Annotated in this window: 15 protein-coding genes; all 15 read right to left on the bottom strand. The window is 65.2% G+C overall.

The features are described from left to right. Positions 1–96: 96 nt before the first annotated feature. Complete coding sequence (locus tag BTM36_RS10095) at positions 97–879, bottom strand: transporter substrate-binding domain-containing protein (RefSeq protein ID WP_077236159.1); 783 nt, start codon at positions 877–879, stop codon at positions 97–99. 55 nt (positions 880–934) lie between these two features. After that, positions 935–1,684 (bottom strand): GntR family transcriptional regulator, encoded by a 750-nt coding sequence (locus BTM36_RS10090; protein ID WP_077236158.1) that lies wholly within the window; start codon positions 1,682–1,684, stop codon positions 935–937. A gap of 325 nt (positions 1,685–2,009) precedes the next feature. After that, positions 2,010–2,960 (bottom strand): nitronate monooxygenase family protein, encoded by a 951-nt coding sequence (locus tag BTM36_RS10085; RefSeq protein WP_077236156.1) that lies wholly within the window; start codon positions 2,958–2,960, stop codon positions 2,010–2,012. Then, on the bottom strand, positions 2,957–3,712 hold the full coding sequence (locus BTM36_RS10080) for an enoyl-CoA hydratase/isomerase family protein (protein ID WP_006461436.1): 756 nt from the start codon (positions 3,710–3,712) through the stop codon (positions 2,957–2,959). Before BTM36_RS10080 ends, BTM36_RS10085 begins: the two co-directional genes overlap by 4 nt. Further along, a complete protein-coding gene (locus tag BTM36_RS10075; protein ID WP_077236155.1) occupies positions 3,709–4,188 on the bottom strand; it encodes a MaoC/PaaZ C-terminal domain-containing protein in 480 nt (159 codons plus the stop codon). Before BTM36_RS10075 ends, BTM36_RS10080 begins: the two co-directional genes overlap by 4 nt. Before the next feature lie 22 nt (positions 4,189–4,210). Next, positions 4,211–5,872 carry an AMP-binding protein gene (locus BTM36_RS10070; protein WP_077236154.1) on the bottom strand — a complete coding sequence of 554 codons (1,662 nt, stop codon included), beginning with the start codon at positions 5,870–5,872 and terminating at the stop codon, positions 4,211–4,213. Then, positions 5,872–6,609: an ABC transporter ATP-binding protein gene (locus tag BTM36_RS10065; RefSeq protein ID WP_077236153.1), complete on the bottom strand. Its 738-nt coding sequence runs from the start codon at positions 6,607–6,609 to the stop codon at positions 5,872–5,874. Before BTM36_RS10065 ends, BTM36_RS10070 begins: the two co-directional genes overlap by 1 nt. Then, complete coding sequence (locus tag BTM36_RS10060) at positions 6,606–7,412, bottom strand: ABC transporter ATP-binding protein (protein WP_077236152.1); 807 nt, start codon at positions 7,410–7,412, stop codon at positions 6,606–6,608. The genes BTM36_RS10065 and BTM36_RS10060 overlap by 4 nt, the downstream gene beginning before the upstream one ends. Then, entirely contained in the window at positions 7,409–8,305 is an 897-nt protein-coding gene (locus tag BTM36_RS10055) for a branched-chain amino acid ABC transporter permease (RefSeq protein WP_006461441.1), read from the bottom strand. Before BTM36_RS10055 ends, BTM36_RS10060 begins: the two co-directional genes overlap by 4 nt. 7 nt (positions 8,306–8,312) lie before the next feature. Then, entirely contained in the window at positions 8,313–9,185 is an 873-nt protein-coding gene (locus tag BTM36_RS10050; protein WP_077236150.1) for a branched-chain amino acid ABC transporter permease, read from the bottom strand. Between the two features lie 74 nt (positions 9,186–9,259). Beyond that, on the bottom strand, positions 9,260–10,399 hold the full coding sequence (locus BTM36_RS10045; RefSeq protein ID WP_077236292.1) for an ABC transporter substrate-binding protein: 1,140 nt from the start codon (positions 10,397–10,399) through the stop codon (positions 9,260–9,262). A 64-nt stretch (positions 10,400–10,463) separates the two neighbouring features. Beyond that, entirely contained in the window at positions 10,464–11,264 is an 801-nt protein-coding gene (gene paaG / locus BTM36_RS10040; RefSeq protein ID WP_077236149.1) for a 2-(1,2-epoxy-1,2-dihydrophenyl)acetyl-CoA isomerase PaaG, read from the bottom strand. A gap of 3 nt (positions 11,265–11,267) precedes the next feature. Continuing rightward, positions 11,268–12,053: a citryl-CoA lyase gene (locus BTM36_RS10035; RefSeq protein ID WP_077236147.1), complete on the bottom strand. Its 786-nt coding sequence runs from the start codon at positions 12,051–12,053 to the stop codon at positions 11,268–11,270. Continuing rightward, positions 12,050–12,967 (bottom strand): MaoC family dehydratase, encoded by a 918-nt coding sequence (locus BTM36_RS10030; protein ID WP_077236145.1) that lies wholly within the window; start codon positions 12,965–12,967, stop codon positions 12,050–12,052. Before BTM36_RS10030 ends, BTM36_RS10035 begins: the two co-directional genes overlap by 4 nt. Before the next feature lie 24 nt (positions 12,968–12,991). Beyond that, entirely contained in the window at positions 12,992–13,897 is a 906-nt protein-coding gene (locus BTM36_RS10025; RefSeq protein WP_077236144.1) for an SDR family NAD(P)-dependent oxidoreductase, read from the bottom strand. Between the last annotated feature and the right edge of the window lie 233 nt (positions 13,898–14,130).

Raw genomic sequence — 14,130 nt, 5'->3', positions numbered from 1 at the left:
GCTCTTGCTCTGAAAACGTGTATCTGGTGTTGCATGCATCGCCGGTTCCGGGCGGAATCGGACCGGCGATGCAGGGTACTGCGGGGCTATTGCAATTTACAGGCCAGCCGGCAGCGGCAGGCCCAGCCACTTCTGCGAGATGGCGTTGAGGCTGCCATCCTTCTTGGCTTCGGCCAGGATCGCGTTGACCTTGTCCTGCAGCTTCTTCTCACCCTTGTTCAAACCGATGAAGCAAGGCGAATCCTTGATCAGGAACTTGGTTTCGGGCTTCTTGGGCGGGTTCTTGGCGATGATGGCAGCGGCCACCACGTTGCCGGTGGCCACCAGTTGCACCTGACCCGAGAGGAAGGAGCTGATGGTGCTGTTGTTGTCTTCGTAGCGCTTCACTGTCGCAGTGGGCGGGACGATCTTGGTCAGTTCCAGGTCTTCCACCGAACCGCGGGTGACCGCGATGGTCTTGCCGGCCAGGTCGGCCGCACCCTTGACTGACAGGTCGGCCGGGCCGAACACGCCGTTGAAGAACGGTGCATAGGCGGCCGAGAAGTCGATCACTTTCTCACGCTCTGCGTTCTTGCCCATGCTGGAAATGACCAGGTCGACCTTCTTGGTGGTCAGGTAGGGGATACGGTTGGCGCTGGAGACCGGGATCAGTTCCACCTTCACGCCCAGCTTCTTGGCGATCAGGGTGGCCACGTCGATGTCCAGGCCCAGTGGCTTGAGGTCGGAGTCGACCGAGCCGAACGGCGGGAAGTCGGCCGGCACGGCCACGCGCAGCGTGCCGTTCTTCTGGATATCGTCCAGGGCGTCGGCACGGGCAGCCGAAGCGGAGAACATCATGGCGCCGGCCATCAGGCCGAGCAGGAGTTTGGTCAGTTTCATAGCAGTTTCCCTAGTGTTGACGACGTTGATGAGTGGCCCTGCGCGGTGCTGGCGCTTACTGCGGCCGTTTGCCTGGCGGGCCCGCGACGCCGGTCCCTGCGGCGGCCCCCTGCCGCGAGACCGATGCCAGTGCCTGCCGCAGCGGTTCCAGCGGATCGCTGCTGCGCACCTGGTTGAGACCTGATTCCACGTGTTGCAAGTGGGCCTGCATCAGGTGCTCAGCCTGTTCCAGATCGCCGCGTTCCAGCGCCTCGACGATCAGGACATGTTCCGAACACGAATCCTCCGCCTGCTCCGACGACTGGTGCAGCATCGCCGTCAGCGTGGTGCGGGCGGTCAGGTCGCGCAGCGTTTCCGACAGCAGCGAGTTGCCCAGGCATTCGCACAGGCAGACGTGGAAGTCGCCCAGCAGAAAGCTGCGCGCCCCGACGTCGGCGCCGGCAATGGCGGCCTCTTCGCGGGCGATGTGCTCGCGCAGTTGCCGGATTGCCTCGCCGCTGACCGGACGTACCCGCGCCTGTCGCAGCAGCCCCAGCTCGATCACGCGGCGCGCCTCGAAGGCCTCGCGCGCCTGCTCCGGCGTGGGTTCGATGACGAACCAGCCGCGCCGCGCACTGACCGTGACGATGCCGCGTGCCATGAGCCGCGTCAGCGCTTCCCGCACCTGGGTGCGCGAAACGCCGAACAGGTCGGCCAGTTGCTGCTCGCCCAGCCGGGTACCCGGCGCCAATTGCTTGGCGAGGATGGCCTCGGTGATGCGGATCGCAATCTGCGACGACGACTTGACGGAAGGATTGGTGCTCATGTCCCCTCATCAGCAAGTTGTGTGCCACGCTGATATACAAGATTGGCATACAACACACGGCGACGATTATTGGTGGCGAAAAGCTTGTGTGGCAAGGATTTTCGCTGGGTGCTGGGCAGGGGGAATACTGCGGGGGTGAAGTGTGCTGCAGTGCGATGCTAGTGGAGGTGAAGCTTAATACTGCACCTTCTGCTGCTTTTTGGTGCAGGAAAAGATACACCGGGGTCATCGCTACCGCCCCGGTTTTGTGCATTGCATTGTCGTCATGCCATCGTTGGTGGCGGGCGACGACGGGCCTGTCCCGGCCTGCGGGACGATGGCGTGGCTAGGGCAACCGGGCCAGCGCTTCCCTGGCCTGCCGGTATTGCTCGACCAGCTGCTCCACAATGCGTGCGGCCGGCAGCACTTCGCTGACGGCGCCCAGCCCCTGGCCGCTGCCCCAGATGTCCTTCCAGCGCTTGGGGCGGGCCACATCCATGCCTTGCGCCGGCGCCTCTCGAAGCTGGTCGGGATCGAGGCCGGCGGCGCGGATGCTCGGTTTGAGGTAATTGCCGGGGACGCCGGAGAAATAGGGGGTATAGACGATATCCTCGGCGCTGCCCTGCACGATCATCTGCTTGTACAGCGGGGCCGCCGCCGATTCTTCCGAGGCGATGAAGCGTGTTCCCATATAGACCAGGTCGCAGCCCAGGGCCTGTGCCGCCAGGATGCCGCGTCCATCGGAAATGGCGCCGCCCAGTACCAGCAGCCCGTCGAACAGGCGGCGCACCTCGGCCGCCAGGGCGAACGGACTGAGCGCGCCGGCATGCCCCCCGGCCCCGGCGCAGACCAGGATCAAGCCATCCACACCGGCGGCGATGGCCTTGCGCGCATGGCGCAGCGTGGTCACATCGTGCAGCACGATACCGCCATAGGCATGTACCGCAGCCACTACCTGCTCGGGCGCATGCAGCGAGGTGATGACGATCGGCACGCGGTGGCGCACGCAGGTGGCCAGGTCATCCTGCAGGCGCTGGTTGGAGGGATGCACGATCAGGTTCACTGCATAGGGCGCAATGATGCGCGAAGGATGGGCCAGGCGCAGGGCGTCCAGGTCCTCTTCGATGCGGCACAGCCATTGCTCCAGTTGTTCCTGTGGACGGGCATTGAGGGCCGGGAAGGCGCCGACGATGCCGGCCCCGCATTGCGCCGTCACCAGCGCCGGATTGGACACCAGGAACATGGGCGAGCCGATCACCGGCAGGCGCAGCCGTGCCGCCAGGGTGGCGGCGCTCATGCCGTCCTCCCGCTGGCCTGGCCGAAGGCGGCGATGCGTGCGGCCATGTCCGGGCCCTTGCCGGCATTGCGGAATACTTCGTGCGCCAGTCCGGCCGCCAGGGGCAGGCCATCGGTCTCTTCCAGCAGGCGCTTGGTGGCGCGGTGAGAGAACCAGGAGCCGGCCAGCAGCTCGCGTACCAGTGCCTGGAGTTCGGTCTCGAACTGCGCATCGTCGAAGCAGAGATTGGCCAGCCCCATCTCTGCGGCGCGCTGACCGTCGTAACGCCGGCCCAGCAACATCATCTCGCGCGCACGGGCCACGCCGATGCGTCTTGGCAGGCGCTGACTCATGCCCCATAACGGCGTCAGCGCCCAGCGCGCATGGGTATCGGCAAAGCTGGCCGAGCGGCTGCAGACGATCAGGTCGCCAGCCAGCGCCAGTTCCAGCGCACCGGTGTAGCAATGGCCGTGCACCGCCACGATCACCACCTGCGGCAGCCGCGCCAGGCGATCGATGGTGCGCGCCTGCAGATGCGGCAGCGGCAGGGCCTGGCCGGCGGCGATGTCGTGCAGATCGTTGCCGGCCGAGAAGCAGCGGCCGGCACCACGCAGCAGCACCGCACCGATGTGCTCCTGTTGCTGCTCCAGCGCACCCAGGTGGGCGTGCAACTGCTGGAACATCTCTACCGTCAGGGCATTGAGCTTGTCGGGCCGGTTCAGCGTCAGCGTGCATAGCCCATCGCAGTCCTCCCGCAACACCTGCGCGCTCATGACTGCGCCGCCTGCGCCTGCTGGCGCGCGCCTTCGCGGGTGAGGACGAGGACATCGCTGTCGCCTTCCTGGGCGACCTCGCCGCGCTGGTTCAGCAGCCGGAAGCGCCGTCCCAGCTTGCCGCTGCGTCCGCTCTTGCCGGCTTCCACCGTCAGGATCTCCAGCTCCAGGTGCAGTGTGTCGCCCACCAGGATGGGTTGCTTGAACTCCCACTGGCGCAAGCCCAGCATGGCAATCACGGAGTGTTCGAAGATGCCCAGCTGGTGCAGCATCCCGGTACACAGGGCGATGCCCAGGGTGCCATGCACCAGGCGCTGACCATAGCGCGTGTGGCGCGCAAATTCGGCATCGGCGTGGATCGGGTTCCAGTCACCGGACAGCATCGAGAACATGGTCAGGTCCGTCTCCGTGAGGGTGCGTCCGCCGCTGGTGAAGCGTTGGCCGGGCTGGAAATCTTCGAGGTAGAGGGAAGGCATGCTGGCTCCGTGGGCAAAAGGGTCAGGCGGCTGCGGTCAGCCGTTGCAGCGCCATGTCGCGCAGCTTGGCGCGCTGGATCTTGGTGCCGTTCGAACTCTGGGTGGTCGGGAAGGCATCGACCAACCAGACATGCGCCGGCACCTTGAAGGGCGCCAGGTTCTGGCTGGCGCAGTGCAGGATGGCCTGCGTATCGGGACGGGCGTCGGGCGCGGCGATGACGAAGGCTACCGGCCGCGCCTGGCAGCCGATATCCACCGAGACCACCTGCACATCGGCGACCCCGGCCACGGTCTTGATGACATCCTCGATTTCCACCGGGCTGACCAGATAGCCGCCCAGCCGCATGGCGTCGCCCTGGCGAGTCAGATAGACGAAGCTGCCATCGGCGCGCAGGTATCCGACGTCGCCGGTACGGAAGTAGCCTTCGGCGTCCATTGCGCGGGCGCTGGCTTCGGGGTTGTTCAGATAAGTCACGAAGTTGGTATCGGCGCGGATTTCGATGGCGCCGCTCTGGCCTGGACCCAGCAGCTCGCCACTGTCGATGTCGCGGATGCGGATCTGCACGCCGAAAGCGTGGCTGGCCGGCAGGCCACCGCCGAGAATGCGCTCCGACAGCGGCAACGCGCGCGCTTGCAGCGAGAACAGTGCCTGCACCTCGGACGAGCCGTACAGACCGATCAGGGGGATGCCTCTGGCCCAGGCGGCCTCGGTGAATTCCACCACGCCCGGATGGAAGCAGGCAAAACCGAATACGCGTGCACTGGGGAAGGGGCGTTCGCCCTGTCCGTGTTCGATGATGCGACGGAACATCTCGTCGCTGCCGAAGACATGCGTGACCGCGTGGCGCACGATGAGCTGCGCAGCCTGTTCTCCATCGAAGGTATCCATCATCACGATGGGCTGGCCGGCAACGAAGGTCGCCATCGCCGCATTGAATCCGAACACGCCGGCGAAGGGCAGGGCCGCCAGCAGCCGCACCCCATCCTCGCTGAAGCCATAGGCCGGCGCCGCGCGCTGGCTGTGCAGGCAGATCGTGCGCTGGCTATGCAGTACCAGCTTGGGACCACTGGTGGTCCCTGAAGTGGTGAATAGGATACTGGCCATATCCGGTGCGGCGGCCGTGATGGGGTCGTCGGCGGCCACCGGCGGCAGCCGATGCAGATCGAAGCGCACTGCGGGTTTGCCCAGTACCTGCGCGGGTGGCGTATCGCCGGCATCCAGTACCACCACCTCACGCAGCGCTGCTGCAGCTTGCGCCGGCACATCGGCCAGCACCGCCGGAAAATCGATCTTGCGGAAGTTCAGTTGCAACACCAGCAGACTGGCCTGGGAACGTTCCAGGATGTAGGCCAGCTCGTGCGAGCGATAGCGGGTATTGACCGTCATCACGGCCGCGCCCAGACGCGCCAGTGCGAAGTACAGCGCCAACCACTCGATGCGGTTGACCAGCCACAGCGCCACCCGGTCGCCGGGCTTGACGCCGCGCGCCTGCAGCCAGGCTGCGCTGCGTCGGACCATGTCATCGAATTGTGCGTAGGTAATGCGCTCTTCATCGATGATGAAGGCGGTGGCGTCGCCGCGTTCGGCCACATGACGGGCCAGCAGCGCGGGCAGGGTCAGCAGGGTCTGCGGAGTTTGCAGAGTTTGCAGAGTTTGCAGAGTTTGCGGAGTTTGGTCAGGCATCAGTACAGCTCCATCAGCTTGGCGTTGTCGTCCAGTTCGGCGGGCAGGGCTTCGCGGATGATGGCACCGGACTTCATGACCACCACCCGATCCGAGATCTTCAGGGCCTGCTTGACGTTCTGCTCCACCAGCAGGATCGCCATGCCGGTCTCGCGCTGCAGTTGCCGGATCGGTTGCAGCAGGTCCTGGAACAACTTGGGTGCCAGACCGATCGAGGGTTCGTCCATCAGCAGGCAGCGTGGCCGCGACAGCAGTGCGCGGCCGATGGAAACCATCTGTTGCTGGCCGCCCGAGAGGGTGCCGGCGCGGCGCCCGTAGAACTGCCGTAGCGCTGGCAGGACCGACATCACCCAGTCCAGTCGTGCCTGGCGTTCGCCTTCGGCTACGCCGGCGGCCCACAGCCCCATCTTCATGGTCTCGGCCACCGTCAGTCCGGGAAACACTCCGCGTCCCTCCGGCACCAGCGAGACACCGGCCGCACACAGGCGACGCGGTTCCACTACCGCCAGCGGTTGGCCGTCCAGCAGCACCTGGCCTTCCTGGCGGGCGACCAGACCGAACAGCGTCTTCAACAGGGTCGACTTGCCGGCGCCGTTATGTCCGATCAGGCAGAGCACTTCGCCCGGCAGCAGGCGGAAATCGAAATCGCGCAATACCGGACGACCGCCGTAGCCCACCACCAGCTGGCGGGTTTCCAGCAGGGCCGGGGCAGGGTCGGGATGGACTTGGGCATTCATGAGGTCTGGTCTCCGAAATAGATGGCGGCGAGGTGCGGATTCTTCAGTACCTCGTCCGGCAGGCCATCGGCCAGCAGCTTGCCCTGATCGAGGAAGGCGATGCGGTCGGAAATCCCGACCACGATATCGAGGTTGTGTTCGATGATGCACACCGTCACGCCCTTGGCGACCTCGCTGCGCAGTAGTCCGAGGAAGCGCTCGTAGGAGCTGCGGTCCAGGCCCGAGGCCGGTTCGTCGAGCAGCCAGATGCGGGCATCGGCGGCCATGATGCGGGCCATGCTGAGAAACTTGCGTTCCGCATAGGAGAGGTCGAGGGCACGGGTGCGCGCCTTGGTCGCCAGGCCGGTGCGTGCCAGGATATCGTGCACCCGTTCCAGGCGCTGCTGGCGCGCGGCACGCCCGCCCGGTTGCCAGATCCACGACACCGGCTCCATCACAGTCAACACGTTTTCTTCCACGCTCATCTGGTTGAACAGGCGCAGGTCCTGGAAGGTACGGGCGATACCCATGCGCGCAATCTGGAAGTGGCGGCGACCGATCAGGGATTGCCCGCGCCACAGGATCTCCCCGTCATCCGGGACCAGGTGGCCGGTGATCTGGTTGAACAGCGTGGTCTTGCCCGCGCCATTGGGGCCGACCAGCGTGGTGACGATGCCGGCGCGCAGATCCAGGCTCACATCGTTGGTCACCTTCAAGCCGCCGAAGCTCTTGTTGAGGTGGCGTATCGACAGCAGCACTTCGCCATCGCCCTGCGGCGCAAGCGCAGCCTGCATGGCGCCTTCGTGTTCGGTGATGGCGTTCATGCGGCCTTCTCCTTGGCGGGTCGTGCGGACGAGGAACCGACGATGCCGCCGGGGCGATAGATCATCAGCAGCACCATGGCCAGGCCATAGGCGATCTGCTGGATCGAGCCGATCTCGGTTTGCGGCAGGAAGGACATGTAGCTGAACACGCCCGGCAGCAGCATCAGCAGCACCGTGCCTACCAGGGGGCCGAGCAGGGTGCCGGTGCCACCGATGATGACCATGGCCATCAGCAGTACCGAGGTGTCGAGCATGAAGCTCTCGACATTGATGAAGCCCATGTAGAACGCGTAGAGGGCGCCCGCCACCGCGGCCAGCATGGCCGAGATCACCACCGACAACGTCTTGATCACGGCCACGTTCTTGCCGCAGGCATGCGCGGCCGACTCACTGTCGCGGATGGCCTTGAGATTGCGACCGAACGAGGAGCGCAACAGTACGCTGGTCAGCAGCAGTACCGGGATCAGGCAGCACAGTGCCAGCAGCAGGAACTGCACCGGATCGGCCACGGCATGCCCGAACAGTTCGGCGGGCGGGATACCGATCATGCCGCCCAGCCCGCCGGTGACCGACTTCCATTCGGAAAACACGGTCACCCCCAGGACCTGCAGCCCCAGCGAGGCGGCCACGAAATATTCGCCGCGTACCCGCAACGCCGGCAGTGCCAGTACCAGCGACAGGGCGCCGGCCACCAGCATGGCCAGCGGGATCACCAGGAAGATGTTGGCGCTGGCGTGGAGCGCCAGCCAGGCCGCGCTATAGGCCCCTACGCCGAAGAAGATGGCATGGGCGATCGAAAAGATGCCGGCATAGCCCATGATGAAATTGAGCGTGATGGCCAGCACCGCATTGATGCACATGAGCGTGGCCAGATTCAGGAGATAGGCAAGCATGGTGGCCTCAGCTGGTGGCGACCCGACCGAAGAAGCCGGAGGGGCGGAACAGGATGAACAGGAACAGCACGATGAAGGTGATGGCCTCGCTCCATTGCGGCTCGAACCAGGCCAGCGCCAGGTTTTCGGCCAGGCCCAGCAACAGGCCGGCGTAGGCGGCGCCACGCAGGCTGCCCACACCGCCCACGATGGTGGCGGCCAGGCTGATGAGCATGACGTGGTGACCGATGGCTGGATTGAGTCCCGAGCCGGCCGCCGACAGCAGCGCTGCCGGCACCACCAGCAGCGAACCGAGTGCGAACACCATCATCGACAGCCGGCGCGGCGACAGGCCGTAGGCGCGCACCAGTTCCGGGTTCTCCGAGAGGGCGCGCATGGCCATGCCGGTATGGGTGCGCATGAGGAAGAGCTGCAGTGCGAAGAAGAACAGCAGCGCGATCACGATGGCAATGCCGGCCAGCGGTGACACATACAGCCCCGGCAGCCATTCGACGCTGCGCGAGAGCGGTGTGCTGACGGCCACGAAGCTGCGTCCGAACAGCATGCCGCACAGGTTCTGTACCACGATGCCGACCCCGAAGGAGGCGACGAAGACGGTGAAGAACGATCCCTCGTGCTTCTGGATCGGTACATACACGAAGCGGTTCAGCGCCAGTCCGAACAGGACCGCCGCTGCAGCCGAAGCCAGTACCGCCAGGCTCCAGTGCCACTGCGCGATGGACAGCAGGTCATAGAACACGTAGGCGGCGATGGTAAAGGTGGAGCCGTGGGCGAAATGGAAGATGCGGGTGGAGCCGAAGATCAGCGAAAACCCCACCGCAATGAGCGCATACAGGGCGCCCACCTGTACTCCATTGATCAATAGCTGTAGCAATAGCATGTCTGGATCCTCCGGGTGCCGTCCGGCGACGGACGGCACGCTCCTGTAGTTGCACCGATGGCCGAGATAGCGGCTCAGCGGGCCGAGGTGCTGACCACCTTGCCACCCTTGCCGTCGATCTCGTTGATCTGCATCGGCATGGTGACCGTACCGTTGGCCGCGAAGCTGACCTTGCCGCCGACCAGGTCGAAGCTGGCGCTCTCGATGCGCTGCTTGAGCAGGTTCTCACCGGTGACAGGCAGTCCCTTCTTGATCAGCTGCTGTGCCAGCAGGCCGAACATGCGTACCGCGTTGTAGTAGTTGGCGATATAGGCCGTGGGCATCTTGTTGTACTTCTTGCGGTAGTCGTCGACGAAGCGTCGCGTCACCGGATCCTGTGAATTCCAGTCGATGTTCTGCGAGGTGTAGAGCGAGCCGGCGGCCTCGGGCAGGGCATTGATCTCCGGAATCGAGAAGGCGGTATAGCTGGCGAACTGCTGCTTGATGCCGTTGTCGCGGAACTGCTTGACGATCTGCGACTGCTGCGAGCCGTAGGAGGCCACGTAGATCACGTCCGGATTGGCGGCCCGCACACGCGCGGCGATGCCGCCGAACTGCTGCGCCGTGGCCGGCACCGACAGGGCTTCTACCAGCTTGCCACCGGCACCGGGCAGCACGCTTTCCATTTCCTTGCGGATGGCCTGGCCGAGCGGGTCATCGACATAGACCAGCACGAAGTTCTTCAGCTTGCGCTCGTTGATCAGGTAGGGAATGATGGCCCGCACTTCATAGTTGGCCAGCGGGATGATGTTCCAGAAATAGGGGCCGAGTTCGGCCAGGTCCGGTCCCACGCCGCCACCGTTGACGGCGACCGTCTTGCTGCGTCCGGCAATGGTGGAAATAGCCTTGGAAACGCCGGTGAAGGCCGACAGTACATAAGGAACCTTCTCCACGTTGACCAGCTTGTTCATGCCGATCACCCCCTGTTGCGGCAGCGCCTGGCTGTCTTCGTACTGGATGCTCAGCTTGCCGCCCAGCATCTGGTCGGCATTGATGTGTTCGGCTGCCAGATTGGCACCTGAACCGAAGATGTCGCCATAGGAGGCGTTCGGGCCACTCATCGGGAACAGCGCGCCGATGCTCATGTCCCCCGCGTGCGCCAGACCCGGTGCGGCAGACATTGTTAGTGCGCAGGCCATGATCCCGGCCGTCCATGCCTTGTTCCACTTGCTCATGTTCATCTCCTTGTCTCCTCGCTTGTGATAGGCGCTGGTCGGATGGCCGCGCCGGTTTGTACCGTCAATGCCCCCGAAAGACGGGGCTGCGTTTTTCGCGGAAAGCGCTCACGCCCTCCCGGTAGTCATCGGTATGGCCGAGCGCACGTTGACCCTCGGTCTCCAGGTCGAGCTGGCGTGCCAGGTCGTTGTGGGCGGCGGCATGGATGGCGGCCTTGGTCAGACCCAGGGCACGGGTGGCGCTGCCGGCCAGCTGCTGCACCAGCGCCTGGCTGGTCGCTTCGAACTGCGCGTCGTCCACGCAGCGCCAGATCAGGCCCCAGTTGGCCGCCTGTTCGGCATCCAGCCGCTCGTTGAGCAGGCACAGCCCCAGGGCACGCGCCGTGCCGATGCGCTGTGGCAGAAACTGCGTGGCACCACCGTCTGGCATCAAGCCCAGTCGTGAGAAACCCTGCATGAAGTAGGCCGAGCGAGTGGCGATGACGATGTCGCAAGCCAGCACCAGGGTGGCGCCTACGCCCACCGCCAGTCCATTCATGAGGCACACCACGGGCACCGGCAAGGCACGCAGGCGCAGCATCAGGGGTTTGTAGTAACGCTCCAGGGCTGCACCGAGATCGCGCTGCTGGCCGGGCGGCAGCGGCGCGCGGTCGCTCTGGTCCTGGCCGGCGCAGAAGGCGCGTCCGCGACCGGTCAACACCAGCACCCGCAAGTCCGACTCGCCTTCGATGCGATCGAGGAAGGCACGAATCTGCTCATGCATGGCGTCGTTGAAGCTGTTGAGCCGCTCCGGCCGGTTCAGCGTAATGCTGGCCACGCCCTGCTCGAAGCTGCACAGTACGGAACTGTCCTCCATGGCGCTCATCCCTTACTCCTGCTCGCGCAGGTGGGCGCTGGCGCGGGCTTCGATCTCGTGCCACAGCTGATAGGACATGGGCGACTCCGATTCCTCCAGCAGATGGCCGACCAGGCCGATGGCGCGCGCCATCACGCCGAAGCCGCGCACGATCTTCCAGGGAAAGCCGAACTCGCAGCAGATGGCGCCCAGCGCGCCGGTGGCATTGATGGGCAGCTGCTTGCCGGAGGCCCGTTCGGCCTCCTGCTGGATCAGCTGGATCAGTTGCACATAGCGTCCCGCCATGCCGTTCTCCTGCGCCAGCGCGAACAGGCGTGGGGTACGTGGATCGATGGGCTTGTGCACCGGATGGCCCAGCCCGGGGATGATCTGCCGGCGCTCGCGATAGTGCGCCACCGTCTGCACTGCCAGGGTCGGAAGGTCAGCTTCGTCGCCGGCCTGTTCGAAGGCTTCGTAGAGCATCCGGGCGGCGCCTTCGGTGGTGCCGACGAAGACCGTACCCAGTCCGCACAGGCCGGCTGCCACTGCCGCCTGCAGCGACTCCGGCGCACCGGCATAGGTCATGCGTGCGGCGATCGCACTGGGGGTGATGCCGTGTTCCACCAGCGTGATCAACAGGGCGTTGAACATGTTGGATTGTTGCGGCGTGGCAGTCTTGCCGGTCAATTGCAGGTAGGCGAAGTCGCCCAGGTTCATCTTGCCCAGGATGTCGTCGGGCAGGCTCTTGCCGCGCACTACGATGCGGTCGGCCGTGCTGAAGGCGATGTCGGAGCGGATCGGCTGGTTGTTGCTGGTCATGGGGTCTCCGTGGAGAAGTTCGAAGGCGTGGCATCGGTCATTTCGGCGGTACCGTTGGCGAGCACGATCACATCGCGTTCCAGCGCACGCATCTGGAACTGCAGGTGGCGACCGTCACGCCAGATTTCGGTACGCAGGGTTTCACCCGGGTAGACCGGGGCGGAAAAGCGCGTGGCCAGGGCGCACAGGCGACTGGCGTCGTAATCGCAGCAGCTGCGTAGCAGGGCGTGGCAGGCGATGCCATAGGTCGCCAGGCCGTGCAGGATGGGCCGCCCGAAACCGGCACGCAGGGCGGTCTGTGGATCGGCGTGCAATGGGTTGCGATCGGAAGAGAGGCGATACAGCAGTGCCGCCTCCGACCGGGTCGGCAGGTCACAATGCAGATCGGGCGCGCGCGTCGGGACCGTTGGCATGGGCGCCGACGGGGCATCGGCTGGCGTGTGCGCATCGCTGAAGCCGCCGTCGCCACGGCAGAAGCTGGTCTGTTCCACCGTTGCCAGCAGCTCGCCGCCGGCATCGCGCAATTCGCGCTCCACGATCAGCAGCGCGCCCTTGTTACGCCCCTTGTCGATCACCGCCCTGACCCGCGAGCGGCCGACCACGCTGCCGCTGGCCGGCAATGGGCGATGCAGACGCAGGCGCTGTTCGCCATGGACGACCTTGAGCAGGTCCACCCCGGCTTGCGGCGCGCCCATCCACAGGCCGGGGTGCGCCAGGATCACCGCCATGCTTGGCAAGGCCTGCAGGCGGGCCTCGTAGACGTAGCGCAGGGCTCCGTCGCGTTGCCCGTCGTCGCTGGTGGCGGCGGCTCCCAGTCCCACTGCCAAGGCATAGCGCATGGTGTCATCGGCGTCGTAGGCGTGCTGCAGGACCGGGAATTGCCAGTTCTTCAGGGTCTGGTAATCGATGCTCATGATGGGCTCGTTGCCGTGACCGGTTCAGACCGGGTCCCACTGGAAGACATCGGCGGAGCGATCCAGCGGTACGAAGCTGGCCTTGAGGGCTGGCATGGCATGCTCGGCCACGGTCTGTGCGGTCCAGCCCTCGCCACGGTGGATGGAGCGCAGCGGACGCGGCTGGCTCATCAGGAAGATCTCATTGTTGCGCACCGTGAAGACCTGGCCATTGACGTCGGCGGCAGCGTCGCTGGCCAGATAAGTGGCCAGCGGCGCGATCTTGTCGGGTGTCATGCGCTTGATCTTGTCCACCCTGGCCTGCTGTTCCTCGTTCTTGACCGGGATGGAACTGATCATGCGGCTCCACGCAAACGGCGCGATGCAGTTGGAGCGCACATTGAATTTCTGCATATCCAGTGCGATCGATTTGGACAATGCCGTCAGTCCCAATTTTGCGGCCGAATAGTTGGCCTGACCCAGATTGCCGATCAGGCCCGAGGTCGAGGTCATGTGCACCAGGCTGCCCGATTGCTGTTCGCGGAAGTGCAGCGCCGCAGCGCGACTGACGTGATAGGCGCCATAGAGGTGGACCTTGATCACGGCATCCCATTCGTCGCCACTCATCTTGTGAAACAGGGCGTCACGCAGGATGCCGGCGTTATTGACCACGCAATCGACGCGACCGAAGCTGTGCACTGCCTGCTCCACGATGCGTGCCGCGCTGGCGGCGTCGGCCACGCTGTCGGTGTTGGCCACGGCCTGGCCACCGGCCTGGCGGATCTCATCGACCACCTGCTGCGCCGGACCCGCACTGGCGCCTTCACCGGTGAGCGAGACACCGATGTCGTTGACCACCACGGCGGCGCCCTGCTGCGCCATCGCCAACGCGATTTCACGTCCGATGCCGCCACCGGATCCGGTGACGATGACGACCTTTCCTTCCAGCATGCGGGGAGTGCTCATCTTTTTTCCTGTGCGGGAAACGACGGGCAAAGCTGCGCCCTCGCGCCGGTCTGCGCGTTGTCGTTTCGGTTGATCGGTGGTGCCGGTTCCGGTCGTGACCGGGATCCGGTGAACGCTGTGCGCCGTGACTCCTGCGGGAGTGGCGGCAGCGAACTGCTGCTGATGCTGACGTGATGGTGTTGCTCACACGTGCGGACTGCTACGACGGGTGTGGCCGG

The organism is Herbaspirillum sp. VT-16-41 (assembly GCF_001994935.1).
GTDB lineage: Bacteria > Pseudomonadota > Gammaproteobacteria > Burkholderiales > Burkholderiaceae_D > Herbaspirillum > Herbaspirillum frisingense.
Note: the sequence above shows the minus strand (reverse complement) of the source record. Positions and strands in the feature narration are given on the sequence as shown.

Coding starts and splice junctions, on each gene's coding strand:
- BTM36_RS10095 (WP_077236159.1), bottom strand. CDS start 879: ATGAAACTGACCAAACTCCTGCTCGGCCTGATGGCCGGCGCCATGATG.
- BTM36_RS10090 (WP_077236158.1), bottom strand. CDS start 1,684: ATGAGCACCAATCCTTCCGTCAAGTCGTCGTCGCAGATTGCGATCCGC.
- BTM36_RS10085 (WP_077236156.1), bottom strand. CDS start 2,960: ATGAGCGCCGCCACCCTGGCGGCACGGCTGCGCCTGCCGGTGATCGGC.
- BTM36_RS10080 (WP_006461436.1), bottom strand. CDS start 3,712: ATGAGCGCGCAGGTGTTGCGGGAGGACTGCGATGGGCTATGCACGCTG.
- BTM36_RS10075 (WP_077236155.1), bottom strand. CDS start 4,188: ATGCCTTCCCTCTACCTCGAAGATTTCCAGCCCGGCCAACGCTTCACC.
- BTM36_RS10070 (WP_077236154.1), bottom strand. CDS start 5,872: ATGCCTGACCAAACTCCGCAAACTCTGCAAACTCTGCAAACTCTGCAA.
- BTM36_RS10065 (WP_077236153.1), bottom strand. CDS start 6,609: ATGAATGCCCAAGTCCATCCCGACCCTGCCCCGGCCCTGCTGGAAACC.
- BTM36_RS10060 (WP_077236152.1), bottom strand. CDS start 7,412: ATGAACGCCATCACCGAACACGAAGGCGCCATGCAGGCTGCGCTTGCG.
- BTM36_RS10055 (WP_006461441.1), bottom strand. CDS start 8,305: ATGCTTGCCTATCTCCTGAATCTGGCCACGCTCATGTGCATCAATGCG.
- BTM36_RS10050 (WP_077236150.1), bottom strand. CDS start 9,185: ATGCTATTGCTACAGCTATTGATCAATGGAGTACAGGTGGGCGCCCTG.
- BTM36_RS10045 (WP_077236292.1), bottom strand. CDS start 10,399: ATGAGCAAGTGGAACAAGGCATGGACGGCCGGGATCATGGCCTGCGCA.
- paaG (WP_077236149.1), bottom strand. CDS start 11,264: ATGAGCGCCATGGAGGACAGTTCCGTACTGTGCAGCTTCGAGCAGGGC.
- BTM36_RS10035 (WP_077236147.1), bottom strand. CDS start 12,053: ATGACCAGCAACAACCAGCCGATCCGCTCCGACATCGCCTTCAGCACG.
- BTM36_RS10030 (WP_077236145.1), bottom strand. CDS start 12,967: ATGAGCATCGATTACCAGACCCTGAAGAACTGGCAATTCCCGGTCCTG.
- BTM36_RS10025 (WP_077236144.1), bottom strand. CDS start 13,897: ATGCTGGAAGGAAAGGTCGTCATCGTCACCGGATCCGGTGGCGGCATC.